18 protein-coding genes are annotated in these 21,901 nt (G+C 59.6%); 7 read left to right on the forward strand and 11 right to left on the reverse strand.

The window, feature by feature from the left end; genetic code table 11:
* Nucleotides 1-28: 28 nt before the first annotated feature.
* The 10 genes from YWC_RS0116145 to YWC_RS32135 form a co-directional block, all read right to left on the reverse strand.
* Complete coding sequence (locus YWC_RS0116145; protein ID WP_156923734.1) at nucleotides 29-1,084, reverse strand: hypothetical protein; 1,056 nt, start codon at nucleotides 1,082-1,084, stop codon at nucleotides 29-31.
* Nucleotides 1,084-2,721 carry an ATPase, T2SS/T4P/T4SS family gene (locus tag YWC_RS0116150; protein ID WP_027866310.1) on the reverse strand — a complete coding sequence of 546 codons (1,638 nt, stop codon included), beginning with the start codon at nucleotides 2,719-2,721 and terminating at the stop codon, nucleotides 1,084-1,086. The genes YWC_RS0116145 and YWC_RS0116150 overlap by 1 nt, the downstream gene beginning before the upstream one ends.
* A gap of 5 nt (nucleotides 2,722-2,726) precedes the next feature.
* Nucleotides 2,727-2,972, reverse strand: a complete 246-nt coding sequence (locus tag YWC_RS29715) for a hypothetical protein (RefSeq protein ID WP_036214668.1) — start codon at nucleotides 2,970-2,972, stop codon at nucleotides 2,727-2,729.
* Nucleotides 2,973-3,258: 286 nt separating this feature from the next.
* Nucleotides 3,259-4,497, reverse strand: coding sequence for a type IV pilus inner membrane component PilO (locus tag YWC_RS0116160; protein ID WP_156923736.1), 1,239 nt, complete (start codon nucleotides 4,495-4,497; stop codon nucleotides 3,259-3,261).
* The gene (locus YWC_RS0116165; RefSeq protein WP_169728124.1) at nucleotides 4,497-5,807 is read right to left on the reverse strand and encodes a hypothetical protein; all 1,311 of its coding nucleotides are present in this window, start codon (nucleotides 5,805-5,807) and stop codon (nucleotides 4,497-4,499) included. Before YWC_RS0116165 ends, YWC_RS0116160 begins: the two co-directional genes overlap by 1 nt.
* Before the next feature lie 330 nt (nucleotides 5,808-6,137).
* Nucleotides 6,138-6,824, reverse strand: coding sequence for a hypothetical protein (locus tag YWC_RS0116170; protein WP_027866314.1), 687 nt, complete (start codon nucleotides 6,822-6,824; stop codon nucleotides 6,138-6,140).
* A gap of 12 nt (nucleotides 6,825-6,836) precedes the next feature.
* The gene (locus YWC_RS0116175; RefSeq protein WP_027866315.1) at nucleotides 6,837-7,100 is read right to left on the reverse strand and encodes a hypothetical protein; all 264 of its coding nucleotides are present in this window, start codon (nucleotides 7,098-7,100) and stop codon (nucleotides 6,837-6,839) included.
* The gene (locus YWC_RS0116180; RefSeq protein WP_027866316.1) at nucleotides 7,100-8,278 is read right to left on the reverse strand and encodes an ATPase, T2SS/T4P/T4SS family; all 1,179 of its coding nucleotides are present in this window, start codon (nucleotides 8,276-8,278) and stop codon (nucleotides 7,100-7,102) included. The genes YWC_RS0116175 and YWC_RS0116180 overlap by 1 nt, the downstream gene beginning before the upstream one ends.
* Nucleotides 8,275-9,084: a type IV secretory system conjugative DNA transfer family protein gene (locus tag YWC_RS0116185; protein WP_027866317.1), complete on the reverse strand. Its 810-nt coding sequence runs from the start codon at nucleotides 9,082-9,084 to the stop codon at nucleotides 8,275-8,277. Before YWC_RS0116185 ends, YWC_RS0116180 begins: the two co-directional genes overlap by 4 nt.
* Nucleotide 9,085: 1 nt before the next feature.
* Nucleotides 9,086-9,529 (reverse strand): DotD/TraH family lipoprotein, encoded by a 444-nt coding sequence (locus tag YWC_RS32135; RefSeq protein ID WP_169728125.1) that lies wholly within the window; start codon nucleotides 9,527-9,529, stop codon nucleotides 9,086-9,088.
* A gap of 1,083 nt (nucleotides 9,530-10,612) precedes the next feature.
* Between YWC_RS32135 and YWC_RS29725 the strand changes: the two genes are divergently transcribed.
* The 5 genes from YWC_RS29725 (at nucleotide 10,613) to YWC_RS0116215 (ending at nucleotide 16,201) form a co-directional block, all read left to right on the forward strand.
* A complete protein-coding gene (locus YWC_RS29725) occupies nucleotides 10,613-12,016 on the forward strand; it encodes a replication initiation protein (protein ID WP_084416461.1) in 1,404 nt (467 codons plus the stop codon).
* 120 nt (nucleotides 12,017-12,136) lie between these two features.
* Nucleotides 12,137-13,336 (forward strand): ParA family protein, encoded by a 1,200-nt coding sequence (locus YWC_RS0116200; RefSeq protein WP_027866319.1) that lies wholly within the window; start codon nucleotides 12,137-12,139, stop codon nucleotides 13,334-13,336.
* Nucleotides 13,337-13,350: 14 nt separating this feature from the next.
* On the forward strand, nucleotides 13,351-14,361 hold the full coding sequence (locus YWC_RS29730) for a ParB/RepB/Spo0J family partition protein (protein WP_051306510.1): 1,011 nt from the start codon (nucleotides 13,351-13,353) through the stop codon (nucleotides 14,359-14,361).
* Between the two features lie 248 nt (nucleotides 14,362-14,609).
* Nucleotides 14,610-15,617 carry a hypothetical protein gene (locus tag YWC_RS0116210; RefSeq protein WP_027866320.1) on the forward strand — a complete coding sequence of 336 codons (1,008 nt, stop codon included), beginning with the start codon at nucleotides 14,610-14,612 and terminating at the stop codon, nucleotides 15,615-15,617.
* Nucleotides 15,618-15,700: 83 nt separating this feature from the next.
* Nucleotides 15,701-16,201, forward strand: coding sequence for a hypothetical protein (locus tag YWC_RS0116215; RefSeq protein WP_036214674.1), 501 nt, complete (start codon nucleotides 15,701-15,703; stop codon nucleotides 16,199-16,201).
* 1,274 nt (nucleotides 16,202-17,475) lie between these two features.
* Here YWC_RS0116215 and parM read toward each other — a convergent pair.
* Nucleotides 17,476-18,594 (reverse strand): ParM/StbA family protein, encoded by a 1,119-nt coding sequence (gene parM / locus YWC_RS0116220; protein ID WP_027866322.1) that lies wholly within the window; start codon nucleotides 18,592-18,594, stop codon nucleotides 17,476-17,478.
* A 1,142-nt stretch (nucleotides 18,595-19,736) separates the two neighbouring features.
* On the opposite strand from parM, the gene YWC_RS0116225 reads away from it, so the two are divergent.
* Entirely contained in the window at nucleotides 19,737-20,993 is a 1,257-nt protein-coding gene (locus tag YWC_RS0116225) for a hypothetical protein (protein WP_156923741.1), read from the forward strand.
* 181 nt (nucleotides 20,994-21,174) lie between these two features.
* On the forward strand, nucleotides 21,175-21,837 hold the full coding sequence (locus YWC_RS0116230) for a hypothetical protein (protein ID WP_169728126.1): 663 nt from the start codon (nucleotides 21,175-21,177) through the stop codon (nucleotides 21,835-21,837).
* The last annotated feature ends 64 nt before the right edge of the window (nucleotides 21,838-21,901 follow it).

The raw sequence follows: 21,901 nt of genomic DNA on the forward strand, positions 1-21,901 counted from the left end.
TTTCCTCGTTTTGTTAGAAAAGAACTGCTTAAATACCCTTGCCCATCGTCTTGATCATTGCGGCAGCCGAGGCGGCCATAATGATGAAAATGATTAGGCCAATTACCACCTGAAGCACTTGCTGAACCAGTGGGCCAAACCGCTTCACCTCGTCGGTGACGATGTCCATCGAGGCCTCAGCGATCGACCTCATCTGCGTTTGCCAATCAGACCAGCGCGCGTAGTCACTGATCAGGTCGGCCAGGTCTGGCTTGAACAGGCCAGTCGAGACCAGGACATCACCGAAATTCGACGCTTCCTTGTTGAGCATGCCGAGCATCGCCCGCACGTGCGAACGCATATACGGCGTGGAGATGCTCTCGATTTTCTCGAGCGCAGCTCGCGGCGAGACGTTCGCCTCGCGCAGGAACGCCAGGTTGACCTGGAAGATCACGCACTGGAAATCGCGATATTTGGTATAGAGCAACGGCAGCCGCTCCAACGCCTTGCGCGCCGGGCCGGTCAGGCGCGACAGCGACCAGGTCCAGGCAGCGATCAGCACGGGCATCGCAAGAACCAGGCCGGTCAGAATGTTGCCCAGCTGCTCTGCCACCACAGCGACCAGACGCGTGATGACCGGCCACTCGCGGCGCGGCAGCGTGTCTTCCACTAGAGGGAAGAAGTACATGTCGATACCGATGATCAGTCCGGCCAGGATCGTCACAGGGATGGCCACCGAACGGATGGCGTCGATGAACGAACGACGCATCTCGTTCACACGCATGACCGACACCGCCAAAAACTCGAAGCCATGTGCGAGCGCCTGGTTGTCTTCGGCAATGCGCAGCAAACCATATTCCGTATCCGGAATGGTGCCCTGCATCGCGCGCGCCAGTCGGCCGGCCGCGTGGCCACGCAGGCTTTCGTACCAGTGGCCATAGACCGGCGCCAGACTGCTCTTGCGGCGCACGGAGTTCGCGTACATGGCTTTGAGCTCGCCCGACGGCGTACCGCCCCGGCGCAGGCCGAAAGCCATCTTTTGATAAATCGCGGCCCTGCGAGCACGGAACGTGCGCGTTGCCAAGAGAAGGGAAATCGACTTCATCACACGCCCCGCTCTTGCAAAGTCGCGCGGGTGACGCGAGGCGTGTAGCTTTCCAGCGTGTCGATCTCGCGTTCCAGGTCGGCCACGTCCATCGTGCCCTGCGAGACCCAGTACAGCGCCGTGGCCATCATCGGTTTGCCGGTAACGTCTTCGTCGGTTACGTGGGAAATGCAGCTGCCGAGCCAGTAATCTTTGGCATCGCCGTCGAGGCCGGCGCGCATGAGGCGCATGTATTCCTCGTCCGGGATCACCAGCTCGACCACCGGCTGGCGGCCCAGGCGTCCACCTTTGCAGTGCGAGCAGCCATTATTGTTCGCCGTGCGGACCGACTCCAGTGGAATCTCCAGGCGCTGCAGCTGCTCGACGACGCGCTCGGAGACCGCACCAGGCGTGGCCGCCGGCACAGAGCAATGTGGGCACAGCTTCGGCACCAGGCAGGTATAGGCCAGGCCAGCGATCATGTTGGTGTCGCACAGGCTCTGGCGAGGAATGCCAATCTCTTCGCCAGTCAGACGGTCGATGATCTGGTTCACGGACAGCACGTGTGTTGTGGTCAGCACCTTCTGGCCAGTGGAACTGAGCACCTTGACCATGCGACCCATCTTCTTCTCACGCACCTCGCCCACCATGGCCCAGTGCACGCCCATACGCAGCAGCTTTTTCTCGAGGTTCTCGTAGCCGATCTTTTCGACCGGAATACGGGTGATCCCGTACTGCTCATACTCAGGTGGATCTTCGACAGTCACGACGTAGCGGTCGCGCTGCTCCTTCGCGCGATACAGCAGCGCGTACAGCAGCGTCGTCTTGCCGCCACCGACAGGGCCGCAAACATAGATGGCACCGCGGCGTCGTTCGGTGGCCGCGCGAATCATGCGGATAAACGAAGGCGTAAAGCCCAGCTTCTCAAGCGACGGAACTTGGCCTTTCGAGGCCTGAGGCAGAATACGCATGGTGACGTCGAAGCCGCCATCGGCCTCTGGTACCGATGCATAGCGCAACCGGTAACGCCCACCGTCGATGGTGCGCATGATCGTGCAGCTTTGATCGCGCGAAGCGTGCGCAAATTCGTTGTTCAAATGCTCGTACGAGTCCTGGTCCGCCAGGTTGGTGAACGCGTTCGACAGCAGCTCGATACCGATCTGGGCCTTCACCGAGTCGGCCTGATAGATGCGCCCGTCGATCAGATGCGTAATCCCGCAGGTCTTCTCACGCACGTGGTAATGGATCTCGTCGGCGCGCGCCTTGATCGCGTTGTGCAGCAGGTGGTCGAATAGCGCCGTGTTTTCGGACTCGATGCGCTTCTCGTCCTTCGCGCCGGCGTCGGAACTTTTGCCATACCGGCTGCGGATCTCGGTCGCCGGCGCCGTATTGGTCTCGACGGTCCAACCATCGCGCTCCAGGCGGGCTTGCACGGTTGCGAGCTCCGGGCTGTTTTTGAAGCTGTCCGTGACCGAGATACTAGCCGTCTTCGGCGCTTCGGCCAGCGCGACAATATTAGCGAGAAGATCCGGACGCAGAACAATCGTTGCCCCTTTACCCTGGCCGGTCAGCAGATATGGGTAGTCACGCGACGCCTCGGCATTGGCCTCGCGCGCCTTCGACATCCGCCCAAGGAAGCTGGTGATGATATTGAGCATCGGGCTCAGATCCCCTTGATGAAGGTGAGCATGTTCTTGCAGTGGTCCTTGACCTTGCCCTTCGCTGGATACACACAGACGCCATCCTGGCGAATCTCGCCGACGATATAGGTCAGCACCGGGTCGCCAGTTCGCACCCTACGCTGCATCCCCTGGACCCACAGGACGGCAGACACGTCGTCGCCCGAGCGCGAGATGCGGGTGAGCGAAATGGTGGGAGCCTTGCTCGCCTCACGACCTGCCGAACGCATACGGTCGCGAGCAGCATTGATACTCGCGCCGGTGCCATCAACGCTCGTGATCGCGGGGACTTCGGGTGCTGACGTCGTCGAAATGGATGCCACCGGTACCGGCGGGGTTTCGCGAGCCATGTCCGACAAGCTGACCACGCCTGGTGCGGCAGGAGCCGGGGCCGCAGCCGCGGCGCGTTGGGCGACGGGCGGAGTGGCCGGGGTGGCGCCTGCTGGCATGTTCGAGGTGGTCTGAGCGAAGGTGGTGGTCGTTGCCGCCACTAGACCAAGCGCGAGGACGATAGCGTTAAAGCGCATAGTATTTGCCGATAAATTTGATATAAGGTTTCGATTCAACGCTGGCGCCGCGCGACAGTTCGATCTGCTCGATCGTCATCATGTCTGGCAGGTTGGCCACCGCCTTCAGGTCGGTCTCTTGGAACGGCACAGTGAACTGGTACGTGGCGAACTGAGGGCGTTCCCCAGGTGCGACCTGGACTCCGTTCTCGGGCACGAGGGGCTTGAGCGCGTCCAGGGTCGGGCGTTCAAGCTGGCGATCCGAGAGTGACTGCAGCCAGGAGCCGACGATCTCGGAGAAAGTCGAGTTCGGTGCCAAGATCAGCTTTTTGCCCTCACCGACCTTTTCGAAAGAGAGCGTTCGTTTCGCGTAGTCGACGTCGTAGAAGGTGACGGATGGGTCGTTGGCTGGCACGTTCAGGGCGCGCAGGAAGCCTTCGGACGTCGCACCAGTCTGGCGCTTCCAGACGGCCGTGCAGTCGGTAGACACACACTTCAGACTCTCGATGTGCCAACCGGCTGCCTGACCAGGTACCGATGCCAGGAACGGAATGAAGCCGCCCATGACGCTCGATGGGAACTGGTTCGCCGTCGATATCTCGGTCACGGCCGCAGCGACCTGATTCCTGTACAGCTCCGCCGGCGGCACAACAGGTGCGGCAGGTGCCGGCGCCATCATCTCGCTGATGTCGTCGGAGAACAGAACGGCAGTCGCGGCCACCACACACATGAGGCCCAGGACGATCCTGCTGTCCGTCTGCCGTACTGGCTTCAGCTCGGCCGAGATGACAGCATCTGCAGCGATGCGATCCAGGGTCAGCGCCTGCGCGCCCTTGATCTCCTCCACGTGCAGATCACCGAATACCTTACTCGCATATTCTGGTTGCTTTTTGATGAAGGCCAGCGCCGCCGAGATCACTTCGTTGCGCGTGCCGACCCGGTCCATGCCGAGAACTGGCATGCGGCGCTCGATGTCGATCGCAATCAGGCAGTGCTGGTCGTCGTCATTGATCCGGTGGATGAAGATGCCGCCGTCCGACAGCGAGTCGGCAACCGCAGCGGCGGCCGAGCGGACCTTGCGCCACTTCTTCACTTCGGCGAAACCGTACATGCGGCCGACTTCACCGATGACCTCGGTATAGACGTTGGCCTTGAGGCGCTTGGCCTCGTTCGCCATCTCGTCGCGAGTGTCACTTGTGGAAGTGCACCACTCCATGCCGAATGCCAGCTTCCTAGCGACGAGAACCATCAATGTGCTCCGACGTTAGCGATGTACGGGGTCACCAGGATGACGGTTTCCGTCGTGTCTTCGCTGGCGACCTCTGAGCCCAGGCGCTGACCTTCGAGCAGGCCCTGGTTGTTCGTACGCTTGGTCGAGCGCTTCATCGCCGACAGGATCATGGTGGAGCCTGGCTTGACGATCATGGTCGTATTCACGTTCGCGCCATTGGTCAGCACGGCGTCGATGACACCCTCGCCCACGCCCTTATTAATCTTGCCGCTAGTGTCGTCCAGTGCGAACGAGACGCGGATGCTCCCGTCAGGCATGATCGTCGGGCGAACCGACAGGATCTGGCCGAAGGTCGCGTAGCCTGGGTTGCCCACGTAGGCCGGTGCGCCGCCAAGGACGGTCGAAGGGACGACCGTGTAGGACTGGGTATAGCTTTGCTGCTCGATACTGGTCAGGGTCACGTTCTCGTTGTTCGCCACGACTGCCATGTAAGGCTTGACGTCCACGAACTTGCTTGCGGTCGAGATCGCGCGATAGAGCACGTTGCTACCGTCCCAGTTCTTCGGTGTGACGCCATCGAGCGGCAGAAGAATGTTCTGCACCATGCCGGCCGCGCTGCCGACGAGTGATGCCGGCGTGGCGATCTGGAAGCGGAACTTCCGGCTGTCGAGCACGGTGCGGTACACCATATCCCAGTCGACGCCCGACTCGCCGGTATTGCTCGATGCGACAGTGATCTCCTGGACCTTGAACAGGACCTGTGCGGTCGAGATATGGTTGATGTTGTCGACGAACTGCTTCACAGTACGGTGGCAGGCCTTCGAGCAGTCGACCGTCACCGAGTTGAATGATTTACCGACGACTACCTTCTTGTCGCCAGCGATCTGCTTGAGGGCGGCTTCGAGGTCCTTCCAGCCATCCATGTCGATCTCGGCGCTCGAGGTGATCTCGTTGCTGAAGTTGCCCGACACGCCGCCGCCGGCGCCGCCCGACACGCCCGCAGTCGAGTTGCCTTTCTTGCCAATATCGGACTTGCGCTTGGTCGAGTGCTGCGCGATCGAGACGCCGTAGGTGCGGGTGAAGGTCGGCTGAATCAGGAGCGTGTCGTCTTGCCAGTCCCAGTCGGTACCCAGCAGGCGGGTGACGGTGCTGATCAGCTCGCGCAGCGGCATAGGTGGCAGGGTCGAGAGATCGACGCGCGGTTCTGCAGGCGGCGGGGAAGCCGATGCCTGGGCTGCTGCAGGTTGAGCAGCAGCGCCCTGGCCGCCTGCGGCCGGCGCGGCAGGCGCCACCGGGGCGCCTGGCTGAATGCCGGTCTCGACTTTCACTGGCAGCCTATATTCCTCGGTCAGCAAGCGAGCGAAGTCTTGCACCGTCATGTGCATGTTCGATGCGTGGTGCTGCGGCGCGGTTGAGCGCAACACTGGAGGCAGTGCCGCTTTGAAGGAGCCACGAGCAACGGATTGCTGAGGAAGATAGGGCACCTTCTGGGCCGGCAGAATGATTGGCGCATAGGTACGGTCAGCAGCCGCATGCGCAGCAGAGACCTGGGCTTCTACGTCGCGATGTGCCTCGGCCACCGACTCCATTACCGGGGTGCTCGCGCAGCCGGCGAGCGAAGCGATTACTGCGATGGAAATGAGGGTACGGTTCATGGCTTATTGGGTAGCGACAGTGTTCTGACCCATTGGCAGGATCACGATTTGTTTGAATTCGGTCGGCAGGACCTGGAAGGCGCCATCGCTCTTGCGGTAGGTCTCACCGATCACGCGCAGGGCTTCCCAGAAGTCGGCGTTGCGTGCAATGGTGATGTCACGCCTCAAGTTCAGCGAAAATTCGCGAGCCTCGTACACCAGCTCGAAGTCGACGCGAGCTGCGAATTCTTCGAGCGCTTCTTCGAGAGTGTTGTGCGCGTTGGCGCGCAGAACCCAGTCGCGCTTGAGCTTGTCTGCCGAGACCACTGGTGCTGCCGGCGCCGCCGCCTTCTGCGCGCTACCTGCGACTGGCACCGCCGAGGAGCCGGTGCGCACGCGGTCTGCGATGTGGATACGCTGCCCCGGCAGATCGACGGTGACGATAACGTCGGTCGATGCCGTTGCCTGGTTCAGCAGCTGCTGCCAAGTGCCCTGCCCGCTGACCCTCAGTGCCTTCTTGCGCAGCTCGGCGCGCGAGTAGTTCGCCTGGAAGCCTAGCGGCACGATCTCGGCCACCAGGTCTTCAACGGCGATCGACTTGAAATTCACTTCAATGACGGCATCCGTCTGACGGTTGTCGACGAAGCTGGCGTGCGAGGCGCTCGCGGCGAACCAGAGAGCTACTGCAACGGCGATCTTATTCATTTTCATGTGGTTTACTTTTCAATATTTCCCGGTTCGTACGTAGCGCCAGTACCGCGGAGTGCGCGCTAGGATCACTCCACCTCGCACCCAGTAGCGCGCGCGGCGCCAGAGCCATTGCATGGACCGGCCGCGGTAGGACATGTAAAGGCTCATGCCGGCGTACAGCACGAGGCAGCCGATCGTCACGTAGTGAAAGACGATGGCCGAGAGCAAAAGTGGGAAGATGACGGAGCCGTCGATGCTCCCGATCTTGGTTCGGTAACCTGCGTTGCGCCAATCCATTACGCTCCTGCCTTTTCAAAGTACGCCTGCGCCTCTGCACGGCCCATTTGGGTGATCTCGCGGAACTGCTTCAGGCTCATCTCGCCGCCACGGATGTAGGGAACACACTGGGTCGCAAAGTCCTGACCGTGTTCGATCAGGTAGTTGCGCACGAAGCGTGCCCATTTCGGATACGGCCACTCTTCGCTCTGCAAGGCGTCCTTGATCTCCGAATCGAACGTGATCCAGGAGGTCAGCGGGACGACACGGCCGCTGGCAAGCTTCACGATCTGGCGGGAGCAGATCATCCGGAGGGCGCCGAGAATCTTCGACGCCGCTGCCGAGCGGACCTCGACAGGGAACATCTCGACCAGGCGGAACATCGTCTCGTTGGGCGTGTCGGCGTGGATCGTGGCCAGCACCGAGTGGCCGGTGATCGCCATTTCGACCGTCTTGTCAGCCGTCTCCTGGTCGCGGACCTCGCCCATCAAGAGGATGTCAGGCTTGGATCGCATCGCCGACGGAGCCGCGCGGCCCCAGCTCAGCAGGTGCTTCCCGATCGCCGCCTGCGCCACGAGCGGCCCACGGCCGAGCCCGGCCTTGCCGTAGCTGATCTCGATCGGCTCTTCGAATGTCTGGATGCTTGGTGCCGGCACTTCCTTCGTGCGTTCGTGCAGCACGGCCGCGATGAGCGTCGTCTTACCAGAGCCGGTAGGGCCGTTGATCAGGATGAGGCCTTTGTCGACCTGGAGGTCGTCAGCCACGCCATCTGGCAGGCTCATTTTCGACAACTCAGGAAGGTTCTCGGGAATCGTTCGGATCGTAATCGAGACGCCGTTTTTCTCGCCGCCGACGCGAGCTGCAATGGCATGCAGACGCAGACGGATCAGGACACGGTCGGCACCTGGTCGGAAGAAGTCAGGATCTTCGTCCACTTCTTCGCCTTTACCGAGCTTTGGAATCGCTGCTGGACCGCACAGGATCTGCAGGATCTTCTTCGCCTCGGTGTCTTCGAGCACGCGGGTCGTCAGCGGGTACCAGCTGCGGCGCCAGTACACGGTGACGTAATCGTTACTTTGGATCTTCACGTCCGAGCAGCCCTGGTCGAGTGCGGACGTGATCAGCATGTGCGCCTCGCGTTCACCGAACCCGGCCGGCAGGACGAAGGGCGTCAGGCCCTCAACGGTATTGGCGATCACTTCGTGGTCTTCCAGTCGGCGGAATTGCCGTTGAACGTCGGCTGCGACGAGATGCGGAAGACCGAGTCGCCGATGACGATGGTGTTCGGATCAGGGCGGCTAACGGTGTCGGTTGCAGCTGCAAACTTCGGCGCGCTGACCAGGCCGCGGCCGTACAGTGCGTAGAACAGGCGCATGCCGTTGAAGTCACGCTCCAAGCGTGCCAGGTTCAGTTCGAAAATCTTGCGCGATTGCTTGCGGCCTTCCGCGTATGCTGAACGCACGACCGATTCCCAGTACTTCTTCTCGGCGTCGTCTTTGGGCAGGATGCTGCGCTGCGCGTCGCCGACAATCTGGTCGTCGCTGTCAGTCAGGCCCAGGTAGAGGTAGTTGCGCCAGTTGTTCTGGCCAAAGGTGGCCGGAGAGACGATGCGGTACACGCGACCCTGGACGCGCATGGAATACTCGGTAATCGCGATGACATCCTTGGCTTCCTCGATCACCGGCGGCAATGCGCCCGTCGGGAACGTCAGCGAGCCGAAGTTGAATTTGGTGTCGAGAACAGTCTTCTCCTTCTCGATCTCAGCGATGATCACGCGGCTTTCATCGGCCAGGCCAGCGCGCATGCCCAGGCCGATGCCGAGCTGCTTGAGTGCAGCGGCGCGAACCTCGGAAATCCCGGAAGGGATGGAGGACAGCTGCGACGTGGCGGACAGCACCTTGTCGAGCGTGGACTGCGGGGCCGCGGCATCTGCGTATGCGAGCGGCATGAACGCCGCGACAATCACACCTGCGCCGATGACGCTGCGGGTAAATACTCCGGCCATATCAATACAGCTTCGAGCGCAGCTCGATGGAGGTGTCGTTCAGCACCACGTCGGCGCGGCCGCCGCACTGCTCGGCAATTGCGGTGAGTGCTTGCGTCAGCGTCGCGCCGCGCAGCTTGATGAACACTGGCAGGGCCAGCCGAGGCTGCGGACCAGTGTGCTTGAAAGCGAGGCCTTGGGCGGCAGCGATGCGCTTCAGGATCTCCGAAGCGTCACCTTCCCAGATGACCGTCATCGTGTTGCCGGCAAGGCTCGCTGGCGTTGTCGCCTCTGCCATTTCGGCCTTCTTCGCGTCAGCGCGCACGGCAGCTTCCAGGATCGACATGCGCACACCAGGGGTGTCATCTGGGGCTTCAACTGGCTTCGACGACGCACAAGCCGTGAGCAGAGCAGCGACCACAGTAGCGATCATTGAACGGCCCATCAGAGGGGTGGTGCGCATCATTTGTTCTGTCCTGTAACCATAAAACGAATCAAGCCGATAGATTACAGCCTCGCGTTCTCCAGTGCAAGAAAAAGGATGCACCGAGGCAATGGTGATGACATCTTGGAAATGCTCAGTATCGACGTCTTCAGGCGTGGGACCCATCACAACGAGAGGCCAGGGGAGCGTGCATACCGGGGTGTTGGGTTTTCGGGGTTGAAGTTCCTCTTCAAAAAGCAACAACGACGACAAGCGGCCGAAGGCTGCTTGTTGTTGTTTACTTTACAACCAACAACCTTTAGTAAACCTTTAAGGGCTGAAAGCCACTATCCATGCGGGTTTCAGAAGGGTATTGCCATAGTATTCGGGGTGAAGTGCCCTAGATTTCGGGGTGATACGTCATAGAGTTCGGGGTATCGCCATAGTTTCCGGGGCGATATGTCATAGTTTTCGGGGCGCTTTCGACCCCTTTTTTTCTAATGCCATAGTTTTCGGGGTGCTCAAAAGCCGAAGACGGCGATGTCTTAGTTGCTGGATCACAACAGTTTCTTGCCGTTAAGAAAAAAGCTGATCAATTGCTATCTTTAATTGAATGACAACGCAAGTGTTTGCGAAATCTCACAAAATGTAACAATCAATGTGTTTTATAGCCTTGACAAGTCAGCGTTGAGTTGTGCGTATCGGTGCGCATGGTGATCGAGGACGGCGCTTGGCCGATCTGGAGATTGGTCCAGTGCGTCCGCGGAACGGGAAGAGATTTCTAGAATTGCAATAAAAGAGCGGCTATTGCCATAGTTTTCGGGGCGTGGTTGCAAATTGGGCGCTCAAAGCCATAGTTTTCGGGGTGAAAATGCACTGAAGGCCTTTTGGCACTTGGTAAATGCCATAGTTTTCGGGGTGATCTGCCCTATTTTTGCAGGCGTGGTTGCAACTACAGCATCTGGGAGGTGGCGGTACGATGCCGGCTGCGGTGGTAACGGTCTCTTGACTCGGTCGGAAGCGCTGCGACTTGCCTTCGATTGTTGGTGAAATGCCATAGAGCCAATTGCGAGAGTATGACGTTGCCTGCTAGTATTTCCGCATGTTGTCGAATTTGGAGTAGCAATGCCTGGCAAGACGAAACAAAGCAATGAAGCCCGTGAAGCAAAAGTAGACGCGCAAGAAACGAATGTAGTTCCCGACGATACTGTCTCCCTTGCTCTCGCCACTCCCCACCTAGCAACCCGCCGTGGTGAAGTCATCGGCGGCAAGCAGGAGGTGAAAAAGCATGTTGCAGCAATCCACACGTCGGGCGAACTCGGCCTGGTGGAGCGCAAGCTCGTGAACATCCTGCTGCTGAATGCCTACGATAACTTGGCTACGGTGCGGCAACATCGCCTGCCAACGAAATGGCTCATGGCGATGCTCGGGTGGGCTGAAGGTGACGACACGGTGCATCTCAAGAAAGCCCTGCTTCGGATCGTGACGACCCCTGTCGAGTTCAACCTGATGGAGGATGCCGCTGCTCAGCCTGGCAAGAAGACCCAGCGCTGGACGGCAACAGCCCTTCTGGCATCTGCGGATCTGGTGAACGGCTACTGTGAATACGAATACGCGACGCGTCTGGCCGAGGAGCTGGGCGATCCGGATGTGTACGCGATCATCAACGTCGGCATTCAGCGCCAGTTCAGGTCCGGATATGCCCTCACCCTCTACGAGAACTGCGTGCGTTATCGCCGTATCGGCTCCACCGGATGGATGTCCCTCGCGATTTTCCGGAAGCTGATGGGGGCCAGCACGCCGACGTACGACGATTTCCGCCGGCTCTCTGACCTGGTCATCAAAAAGGCTGTGAAAGAGGTGAACGAGGTGTCCGACATCAAACTCACGGCCGAATACGAGCGCGTGGGCCGCAAGGTTGCCCGCATCCGATTCGTCGTCGAAGAAAAAGAGCAGGCGACGATCTTCAACCAGAACGAGAACGTCATCGAAGAGGTGAAGCAGGGCGACACGTTCAAACGTCTTCGCAGCCATGGTATCGGCGAGAAGCTCGCGATTGCCTGGATCCTCACCGACGAGCAGCGTGCTGTAGCAGCGCTGGACATCACCGAGCAGAAAGCGCGTGGAGGCCAGATCAAGAAAACTGGCGGCTATGTGCGCAAACTGATCGAAGACACCACGATCGACCTCTCGACGAGCACCTTCGATAAGCAGCTGGAAGAAGAGGCAAATGCTAAGCGTGCAGCGGAAGCTGCCGAGGCAGCAGCTCGAGAAAAAGCCGAGGCCGAGAAACTGGCCCGCGGCGATAAGTTGCGTGACCTGGTCAAGAGCCTGTCCGATTCGGAGATGAAGGAATTTGCGGCCACGTATGTTGCCGGTGAAGGCGCCGGTCGAGCGACCAGCTATGATCCGGCCACCGGCACGTTCAAGATCGCAACGGAGCGTGTACCGTTCATGACCTGGGTCCGTAAGCAGCTCGCGGTGAAGCATGGACTGCCGACCGAATATAACCTCCCCTTCGCTGCATGACGCATCAAGAAAAAAACTACCGTTTTGTTGAGTTTTACTAAAATCGGTAGTATGCTCCGAGGAATGTTGTTTACTTGCCACTAGGGCGACCTGGTCAAGACAAAATTCTTCGGAGCTCGAATGGAACTAGGCATCTCTCCAGTACCACAGCGCGTCACCCCTGACGATCTGATCAATGTGGCCGACCGCTCGGCCAAGATGCTCCATCGGATCAGAGATTCGATGCTGCAGCCCCACCCTCGCAAAGAGGCTCCCGTCTTCCCCAGCAACAAGGTTCAGGCACTTTGTGGTATCGATAAGACAAAGATGAACACCTTGCTCAAGGCTGGGAAGCTGCCCCAGGGGACGCAAGAGTCGAAGGGCAAAATGCGCAGGTTTACCCTGGCCGAGACAATGCAGTGGGTCGAAGCGACGGTGAAGCCGAAGAAGCGCGGAAAAGGCAAGAAAGGCAGGATCATCACGGTCGGCAACTTCAAGGGCGGCGTAACGAAAACGTCGACCGCCATGAATTTGGCCCAAGGCCTGACCCTTCGCAGGGGCCGGCGAGTGCTGATCATCGACCTGGATCCACAAGGCTCCACCACCACCCTCTTCGGTATCAATCCTAACGCCGAGATCGACGTGGACCAGACGGTTCTGCCGGTAATCGATCAATCCCAGGCAGACCTGCGCTATGCCCCGATGAAAACCTATTGGGACAACCTGGATTTGATCCCTGCTTCGTCGGACCTGTTCAACGCAGAGTTCCTGCTGCCGGCCCAGGTGCACCAGGGTGACGCTTCCTTCCAATTCTGGCAGGTTCTGCGCAATGCCCTTGAGCCTCTGCGCGACGACTACGACTACATCATCCTCGACACGGCGCCAACGCTGTCGTACCTCACCATCAACTCTATTTTTGCTGCCGACTCCATGTTGGTGCCGATCGTGCCGGACGTCTTGTCTTACTCGTCGATGGTGCAGTTCTGGTCACTGTTCTCCGACCTGGTCAATGGCATGAGGAGCTTCGGCCGCGACGGCGAGATGAAGTCGTTCGACTCGATCGAGATCCTCATCTCGCGCATGCCGAACAAGACCTCAGCCCAGCTCGTGAACGAGTGGATCAGGAAGACCTACGGTTCCTACGTGTCGCCGATCGAGATCCCGGAAACTGAGCTCGCGCGTACCACCAGCACCGAGTTCAAGACCATCTACGACATGCCGAATTACGACGGCAGTGCAGAGGCATATCGTCGAATTCGCGACCCCTACGACAAGCTGGTCGACATGACTGATGACCGCACTTGCCGGTTGTGGGATACCGAAGAAGTTGAAGCGCAGTAGAGGGAGAGAAAACGATGTCGACTAGCAAAGATCAGGTCGCTAAGGCTGCCTTGATTGACCTCGGCGATGACCTGCCGATGGGGTTGGGGACGCCAGCAGTAGAGCGCCCGGCGCGCACTGCTCCGGGCCAGTTAATGGCGCTACAGGGCAAGTACTTGGATGCGTTGGCCAAGATTGCTGAGCTTGAAAAAGGCGGCAATGCGATGGAGCTGGATATCTCCCGCATCATTCGCGTGCCAGGCCGCCAACGGCCGTTATCGCCAACGGAACGTGCCGAGCTGAAAGCGAACCTTGATGCGAATCCGTTGATCCATCCGGTCGTGGTTCTGCCGGAGACGCCAGAAGGGTTCGAACTCTTCTCTGGCTATAACCGCGTGGACCTATACGAGGAGCTTGGCCGCACGAAGATCCTCGCCGTGGTGCGAGACGTCCCCCGCGATAGCGTCGAAGTGCTTGCCTTCTATGCCAACCTGCTGGCGCCAAGTCTCCCGGACTTCAAGAAGTATCAGGGCCTGAAGGCGCGCCTGGCGGAAGCTGGCCTCGAGCAGAAAGATCTGGCTGCAGAATCAGGCTTGAGCACGTCGACGATTTCGCGCCTGATGCAGTTCGACGGCCTGCCTGCGGAAGCGCTCACAGTGCTTGAGCAAAATCCATTCGTTCTTGGTTCGTCGGCAGCGGAGAAACTTGCGAGGGCTGCGAAAGCCGGCCGCAGCGAACTGGTGGTCGAAGCGGTGAAAAAGTTGGCGGAATCCAGTTCGAATAGCAGCTCGTCGGAACTGTCAAAAGCCGAGCGCTTCACCGAAGAGAAAGCGGTAGCTTTCGCTTCCGGTCGTACGTCTCCCACGGCGCGGCCGGCGGCGAGAGAGCCAGTGATCGTCAAGAATGGGAAAAAGCATTTCGCGCAGCTTACGGTGCGTGGTGACCAGGTGACCGTGAAGTTCAGTGACCCGACTGTATCGCCCGACGAGTGGGCGGCCAAGTTCGAAGAGTTTTTGAAGGCTGAAATCGTTAAGCAGTCGGCCTAAAGGCCCCTGCCCTACTTACTAGGATAACGCCATGAGATAAGCACTAAACGGACACACGAGTCCCGAAAAGACAAAAGCCCAGGTCGCCAAACCTGGGCCTTGCTTTGAGAAAGACTAACGACTGTCTCCCACAGATTCGCTACACACCGACGCCAATCGGTATCAGCTAAGTTCAAGCCATCAGTGTAGCGCGGAGACCGCCGTTGTCAAGTCTCGGGGACTCTTTTTCTCTAAGAAAAGGAGTTTTTATGTCGCTATACCAGCTGATGGCTGGGCGCGCGGTTGCGCTCGCCCGCCCTCTTCCACTTCCCTTGATCAATGCGCGAGCTGAGGTCTTCAATCCCCTTACCTGCCTGGATCTGAACCAGACCGCGCGCCGGGTGCTTTTCGGCGTGCTCACGTTCGTGCGCGCACGTTCTCTCAAGAGCGAAATCTTCCCCAGGCGCGACACTCTCCGGGCCGAGGCGCTCATGAATTCCATGTCGCCGGTCTACCGCGGCCTCAAGCTGCTTGAAGATAAGGGCTACATCACGCGCGGCCAGCTGCGCAAGCACCTCGACGGCAAGTTCTACCTGTCTCCAATCTACCTGACCGATAAAGCACTGGTGCTGCTCGGCCTCAATAGCGTTATCCACAACGGTCCGTCTGCCAAAACGACACACGGCCATATAAAGAAGGAACCTACCAACAAAAAGCAGTCTATTCAGAAAACAACCGGCGACCAGAGTTCCGAGAAAAAGCACGACATCGACCGCGAAACCAGGCTGCCAGTGGAGTTGCTGCCCCTACTCGACCAGGGAGTGAAGCGCACAGCCGTGTGCTGGCTGATGGCCATGGCCAAGAAGGCTGGAAAGCGGTTGGGTGATGTCGTCCAGGTGGTCAAGGGCAACATCGCCGCCCTACGGGGCCGTGAGGTAGTGGCCTACCTAGCTTGTCTCCTGCGGAAGAATGTGGACTTCGCATGGGTCGCGCGCCAGTCGCGAGAGCAGCAGCAGTCTGCGGCGATGGATGACCTGGCGAAGCGCAAGCTGGAGGCCCTTGACCATCGGTACGACGGGCACCAGGTTATCGCCGACGATGGAACTGTCCTGGGCGTCTTCCGGGCAGCAGATGGGCCAGGCCAGCTCGCGGTGGTCGAGTCAGCGACGGGTTCCATGCCGGTCAACCTGCGGTTCGCACGCGCTTTCCTCGACGAGAAGGTGCGACTGGTGGCGCCGCGGGAAGTGGATTGGGAGGACGACGGCGAGGAGTGGTGATACGGGGCACTAGCCAGTATAGTTGCGAGCCCTGCGAGCAGACGACTGCCGCAGCAACCGCTGACCATATTTCGGACGACCTTATGACCGTACCAGGCCTCAATATTAACGACTTCCATCACGTCGAAATGGACTTCGCCGACGCTTCGTGGCGCCGCCAGATTCCAGCTGTGCCAGGCTGGTACGCCATTGAGACTGATGCGCCATTGGACGCCCTGTTGCGCTTTCCGCTGCCTCTGGAAGAGGGCCTGCACTACCAGATCGCGAATCGAGCGGCTGATGCCCAGTATCTCATCGCACAGGGCGCTGCGATCGTTCCGCTAGAGCTAGGCGCTTCATACATCGTCTACATGGGCGAGCATGGGGATCTAAAAGCTCGCGCCCGCGAGCATACCCGAGGAAGCAAGGGAACTGGGTGCCTGTCGTTGGCACAGTACCAGCCCGCTGCTGAGTATTTCTGGATCTTCCATTACCGGCCTTTTGAGGAGCACCTGCCGGGTAGTGCGGGAAATAAGCTGCTGCGTAACTACCTCGAACAAAAATGGCGGGGCGAAAACGGCTGGCCGATCCTGTGCGCGCGTTGATTGGGCATAGTGCTGGCCAATCCCAACTTGGGATTACTTTAGAATCAAGCACTTAGAAAAAAGCGTAGGGAAGTGCGCATCGCTAAGTATAAAAACGGTGGCCGCTCGGTCTACTAGCGAGCGTCGCTGTATAGGTTCGTCTTCGCGAGCCCTCGTCTCCCCGTCTATTGGCCCGACCCCTCCCCGCGCCAGTCCGCGCGCTTCTCGACGCGCATAGCGCATTTGAGCTCGAGGCCGGCTTGGCGTAGGGCGCTTGGGCATGCCGTGCCGAGGGCGTTAGCGATCCGCGGGCAGCTTAGACTCGTGTGCCAGGATAGTGCCTTGGGCTTTGCAGACGGCCCACACGCATGTGAGTGTGGCGCTGAACGATCGCGAGTTGACGCCCCACTCCGGTGCCGCGGTGGGGCATGGGGACAGGAGTGCGTCCCAAGCAGGGAGTGGTCAGAAGAGGGGCTGCGGCCCTGTCCTGCGGATGCGAGACAGGAGAGCGCCCATCTGCACTGCCATGCATACCGGGCCATGGCCAGCCGACTCGGCAGCATGGCGTCCGCGAGCTCGCGACCAACTTAGCAATCGGCGGGGCAGGGCTGATGACCTATACCCGGAATTTAAGCGGGCTATGGGGCAAGATGGTTCAATCCCAAGTTGGGATTATTTTGAAATCAATCACTTAGAAAAAAGCTGCCAGCGCAGGCAGGATAGAAGCTCAGCCGATTGCAACAGGTGAGTGCTCTACGAGGGAGAAAGTGTGTTCCCATCAGGACCGGAGCTTCGTAGTGGCCTGATGGGATAGACCTTTACAGGGAAAGGCCGCGAAGGTTCGACGTCAGCTCGCCGTCGGGACGCTGAGAGCTGGTGGTGGGCGGTGGTGCCGGTGGCACGCTCGGCTGCGGTGCTGGGACCTTGCCAGGTTGAGCAGCAGCGTGCTCAGCGGCCTGACTGGTAGGCGCCGTCGTATGACGCGGCCGGTCACTCGACGGGGCTGGTTCTGCAGGCGCGGACGCCGCCAGAGAGCTATCCGAAGCAACAGGAGCGGCTGGCGCCGCGCCTGCTTGCACTTGGTTAGTTGCGAACACGCGGCCGGCATGATAGACCGTCGTCCCGTCCAAGCGGAAACCAGCCTGCTCCAGCGCGTAACCTAACTCGACCCAGCGTCGAGCGTCGGCTTGGCGATCCGTGCCCTCGGCAGTAAGCCGTTCGATAATGGCCTTGCCGATCGGGGTAGGGCGCAAGAACAGGCGGAAGTTGAACAGAGCCATTGGTTCACTCCAGCGTTACGCTGCAACCTTCTTGGGTTTCACGGACTCTTCGGTTGCATCTGCGATGTCGACGACGCGATCTTCTGGCTTCACAATGAAGTTGGCGAACTTCCACATGCCCCTGGAATTTGCGAACTCAGGATCGTCTGAGATCATGCGCTTGCCCTTATAGACCTCGCTGAAGGCCTCATCACCCAGGGCCGAGCGGATGAGTGCGGCGCCGCCGCCAACGAAGATGACTGCGCCCAGGTCAGAACCATCGCCGACTTTCGCAACGAAAAAGTTCTTCACCTCAGCCAGATACTCACGGCACGAATTCTCGATGATCTCGGACACGTCATGATCTTCGCCGAAGAGCTCATACTTTTTGGTGCGCAGGGCTTCTTCAACGTAGCTCGGCGGCGGGTCATTGCTCAGATTGAACTGCGACTTGATGCGAGCCGTGATTTTGGTCAGCAGGGTGAGAACACCTACGTTCTCGGTGCCACTGCGCTCGCCATAAACACCGCGGACATTCTCGATGACGACAGCGATGTCCAGGGTCTTGCCACCGAGGTCCACGACCGCCACGGGACGGCGCGTAATGATCTGGCTCACGCTTTCGTTGTAGGTACCGTCGGGGTTGAGGAGGGCGTCGTAGAAAGCAGCGATCCCTTCGCTGACGACTTTCTGGCGGGCGATGGTGGCCAGCGGCGCGCCGGCGCCAATGCGTTCCACAGGCTTAGCCAAGCTGTCCATCTTCTTCTCAATCAGCGCCACATTTGGCGCGCTGTCTTTGTAGTACTGGTCCACTGGTAAGCCAGTCACCAGGAAGAGCTGCTGGCCACCAAGGCCAACATCAGCCAACGCGTGATTGACCAGCACTCGATTCAGGCTCGAGAGTGGATAGTCGACCATCCGCGTGTCCATGGTCTTGATCAGCGCCTGGCCGTTAGCAACGGTCCAGCTCTCGCCATCGGTCTTATAAGCCGAGCTGTGCTGGTTGCCGACCGACATGACCTGATTGACGCCGGGGGTGGCCTTGGACTTGTGATAGCCGTACTGGAATTTCTTCTCAGTGGCGTCGTAGCCGAAGCAGGTTTTGATGGTGTCGTGGCCGTCGTCTTGGCCGATAGCGATGAGTGAATGCTTCATTTGATCTCCGTCGTTGCACTATGGCGAAATCGCCGCTTGTTACGTTTCATTACTACGTGACGACACTCTACAGGAACTGGTGTAGTTGTCAAGATGAAACCCCTTGCAACCACGCCTTTTTTGGCCCTTGAGTGCATTTTTAGTGCATTGAAGTACAGCGGAAGGCCGCTACGGCACTTAAAGTGCGTTCGGAAAGATGCCTGGGATGCCTTTAAAGTGCGTGCGATGCACTTGGGAGGCTAAAAAATGCACTCCCGGCATGTCGATTTCCAAATCGAGCAAGCGGTGGGGGGCGATCCTCGCGATTGGGTATATCTCAGGCGATTTATACTCGCGGTTATATCCGCATCGCCAATAGATTTTTTGGGCTAATTGCCGCTGTGATAGAAGCGGGGCAGGGTGCCCGTATGTTGCCTCAACATCTGCAAAAAGCGCGGACAACAGCTGTTTATGGCAAAGGCGCTGCGAGGGCTTGTGCTGGCTGCGGGAGATCTCAGCCGGCACGCGGCCATCGCGGTCTGCGGCCGTAAGTTCGGGTGTTAGATGGGCGAAAAAATGATGCGAAAACGTGGTTAGGTCTCCGATGCTACCTAACCGCGGCCCGCCAACCATCAAGAAATCCAACCTAACAAATAGAATCAACGACTTAGGTACCAACGGTGTCAGGTATCGCCGACCTATCATTCTGGCGTGATTGTCAGTTAGGTAGACGTGGTTGCAAACATGAAGATTCGCACCTGTGCAACACTGCTGATTCACGTACGAACCGAACGCTTTTGAAGTGCTCCGCCCCGAGTTCGCCAGGTGCAAAGTTCAGCTTCCAGTTCGTGGGGCGAAGTGTGCCCTGAGGCCGGGTTTCCAGTGCCAAGTACGGCCGACTGATTGTGCTGACTGCTGGCTCTCGGCAGGCTGGAGCGGCCTGTTGGTTATAACGCCGTGATATTCAGTATCTAGCGCGTTCCTGCTGGTTAGGTGACGGGTCAAAGGGGGGTCTCGACCCGGCACCTAATGGCAGGACAGAGGCGCTGGCGTATAAAAAACCATTATACTGTTGACGCACGGCAATTCGACGCCCCGTGGCCCTTGTTCGACCCTGTTTTCCCCACGTCTACGGTCCCCGACCGAACAAAAATATACCGCCAATGCAGCAAGCAACCGCACCACAATCCTCGGGATTCTCACAGCCACGGCCGACCGCGCAAGGTGGCACCCCAACCGCCCTGGCTCTCAAAAACATTGATGCCGAGACGCTCCTGGAGAATATGCCGCAGGACGCGGCCGAGCAGATCGTCGCCGAGTGGCGCCAGGCGCGCGCCGCCGCCTCGATGGGGGCGCCCAACGTCCGCTCCGTCGCCACGTATGAGACGAACTCACGAATTCTTGAGATCAAGTATTCGAACGAGATGCAGGCCGACGATATACTCAACCCAGTGGATATAATCCGCCGATTATTCCTCCACTCCGCGAGTATAAGTGCGGCCACGTGGCGTCTTTATCGAGCGGGCTTCCTTCACACAATGAATCAGCGCGCACTGCAGTGCGAGAGCTTGGGCCAGCCGCAGCCCACGCTGATCCGCGCGCTGGCCGCGCTCGTCGTTGTGTCATCCAAGCCGTATGGCGCGGGCCGCCCGCGCGCCAAGAGGCCTGCGCGCGACAAGTCCATCCCGGCTAAGCAGTTCGATAAGGTCATCACGCACCTGGCAACGGCATACTCTGAGCGCAACCAGTGGGCGCGCCGCGCCCAGTCCTTCGCCATGGCCACGATCTCCACCGGGCTGCGCCCGACTGAATGGGTCAATGCAGTGATTCGGCCGGCGACGTCGTCCGAGGTTCCTCGCGGCGAGTCCGAGGCCGGCTGGCTGGCAGTGGTCGTCGACACCGCCAAGCGCAAGGCCGGCGAGCCGGACTGGGAGCGGACCATCGTGGTGGAACCGGGCGTCTACCAGATCCATGTCCGTCAGCACTTCGAGGAGATCCAGTCGGTGATCACCACGAAATCCGACGCGCACGAGGCCGTCCGTAATTACTCGCGCCGGTGCTCACGCGCCATGGGCCGCGCATGCCGCGAGCTGTGGCCGGCGCCGGTTCAGGGAAAGGACCCGATCCGGATCACGCTGTACTCGCTCCGGCACCAGGCGCGTGCGAACGTCGCGGCCGCCTATGGCACCTTCGTTGCCGCGGCCATGATGGGGCACTCGCCATATGTGAGCCAGAACTGGTACACCGGGAAGCATCGGGCGAACTCTTACGCCGGCCCACGGAAGGTGCGCAGCGCCGGCATCCCAGTAGCAGTCCCAGGCCACGATGTGTTGGCCAAGGCCGCTGTGTTTGAGCAGAACCCGGCATTGCTCGCCACCTTGGCTGCGGACGACAACCAGGTCGAGGCAGAGGACTATTGAGCGTGAAACAATGGGAATCCGATCGCCGAGCGAACGAACCCCTTAGTTTTCAATAACATAGATCTGTTTTTGGACGGAAAAAGGCCGTGAAAAAGCGATTGTTTCACGGCCCCGAGAGCTGTTCCACGCACTCTGCCATTCTTCTGTACCATACGGTATCGTTTGGCGACCATATGGTTTATTGATGTCCACGTACATACCCGCTCTCCTCACATCATTCCCGTGGCTGACCGAGCCCGAAGCCGCAGGTGTCGCCGCGCAGCTCGACCAAGTCGAGCATCTCCAGTCTGCTGCCGACCAGATCGAGGCGTTCGCCCTGGTTCTCGATCAGGCCGGCTTGCCACCGACATCGACCCTCCTCCTCAGCTTGGCCGGGCGCGGCTCCAAGCAGACTGCGGTCGCAGTGGCCCGAGCTACCGCGCGCGCGCGTTTCGAGCGGGCCGCCAGCGAGAAGGCGGCTCATGCAGAACGGGACGGCGCCTCTCCAGCAGCGACAGCGTTGAGCGAGACAGCCATTCGCCAGATTGTCGAGGCTACTGTCGAGTCCACGATGGCCATGCTGCCTGGTTCTTTCTCCAGTGGTGAGATCGACGAGCGTGTCGTCAAGATGCTGGGCACCTTGGCCGGCGATGTTACGTGGCTGAGATCTACGATCGACACCGAGCGCCAGCTGCGCAGGTACCGAGAAGCGCATGGGCCGCTGCCCGAGCACCAGGCGCCCCAAGGGCCGCCCACCACCGCGCAGCGCCGGGACGTCGTGCAGCAGCTCGCGGGCTCGCTGGAGCGCGAGCGCTTCAAGGCACATGTTGGACCTATGGACAGCGCCGACGGCCGCGACGAATAGACCGCTTGCAACCACGCATGTGAAAGCCTTCCAGAATTGCGGATGAAGCCATCCTGGAAAGGCA

Origin of the sequence: Massilia alkalitolerans DSM 17462 (assembly GCF_000427785.1) — a bacterium.
Taxonomy (GTDB): domain Bacteria; phylum Pseudomonadota; class Gammaproteobacteria; order Burkholderiales; family Burkholderiaceae_D; genus Telluria; species Telluria alkalitolerans.

Bases quoted from the DNA above. Each gene is read 5' to 3' on its own strand.
- YWC_RS0116145 (WP_156923734.1), bottom strand. From the start codon at position 1,084: ATGAAGTCGATTTCCCTTCTCTTGGCAACGCGCACGTTCCGTGCTCGC.
- YWC_RS0116150 (WP_027866310.1), bottom strand. From the start codon at position 2,721: ATGCTCAATATCATCACCAGCTTCCTTGGGCGGATGTCGAAGGCGCGC.
- YWC_RS29715 (WP_036214668.1), bottom strand. From the start codon at position 2,972: ATGCGTTCGGCAGGTCGTGAGGCGAGCAAGGCTCCCACCATTTCGCTC.
- YWC_RS0116160 (WP_156923736.1), bottom strand. From the start codon at position 4,497: ATGGTTCTCGTCGCTAGGAAGCTGGCATTCGGCATGGAGTGGTGCACT.
- YWC_RS0116170 (WP_027866314.1), bottom strand. From the start codon at position 6,824: ATGAAAATGAATAAGATCGCCGTTGCAGTAGCTCTCTGGTTCGCCGCG.
- YWC_RS0116175 (WP_027866315.1), bottom strand. From the start codon at position 7,100: ATGGATTGGCGCAACGCAGGTTACCGAACCAAGATCGGGAGCATCGAC.
- YWC_RS0116185 (WP_027866317.1), bottom strand. From the start codon at position 9,084: ATGGCCGGAGTATTTACCCGCAGCGTCATCGGCGCAGGTGTGATTGTC.
- YWC_RS32135 (WP_169728125.1), bottom strand. From the start codon at position 9,529: ATGATGCGCACCACCCCTCTGATGGGCCGTTCAATGATCGCTACTGTG.
- YWC_RS29725 (WP_084416461.1), top strand. From the start codon at position 10,613: ATGCCTGGCAAGACGAAACAAAGCAATGAAGCCCGTGAAGCAAAAGTA.
- YWC_RS0116200 (WP_027866319.1), top strand. From the start codon at position 12,137: ATGGAACTAGGCATCTCTCCAGTACCACAGCGCGTCACCCCTGACGAT.
- YWC_RS29730 (WP_051306510.1), top strand. From the start codon at position 13,351: ATGTCGACTAGCAAAGATCAGGTCGCTAAGGCTGCCTTGATTGACCTC.
- YWC_RS0116210 (WP_027866320.1), top strand. From the start codon at position 14,610: ATGTCGCTATACCAGCTGATGGCTGGGCGCGCGGTTGCGCTCGCCCGC.
- YWC_RS0116215 (WP_036214674.1), top strand. From the start codon at position 15,701: ATGACCGTACCAGGCCTCAATATTAACGACTTCCATCACGTCGAAATG.
- parM (WP_027866322.1), bottom strand. From the start codon at position 18,594: ATGAAGCATTCACTCATCGCTATCGGCCAAGACGACGGCCACGACACC.
- YWC_RS0116225 (WP_156923741.1), top strand. From the start codon at position 19,737: ATGCAGCAAGCAACCGCACCACAATCCTCGGGATTCTCACAGCCACGG.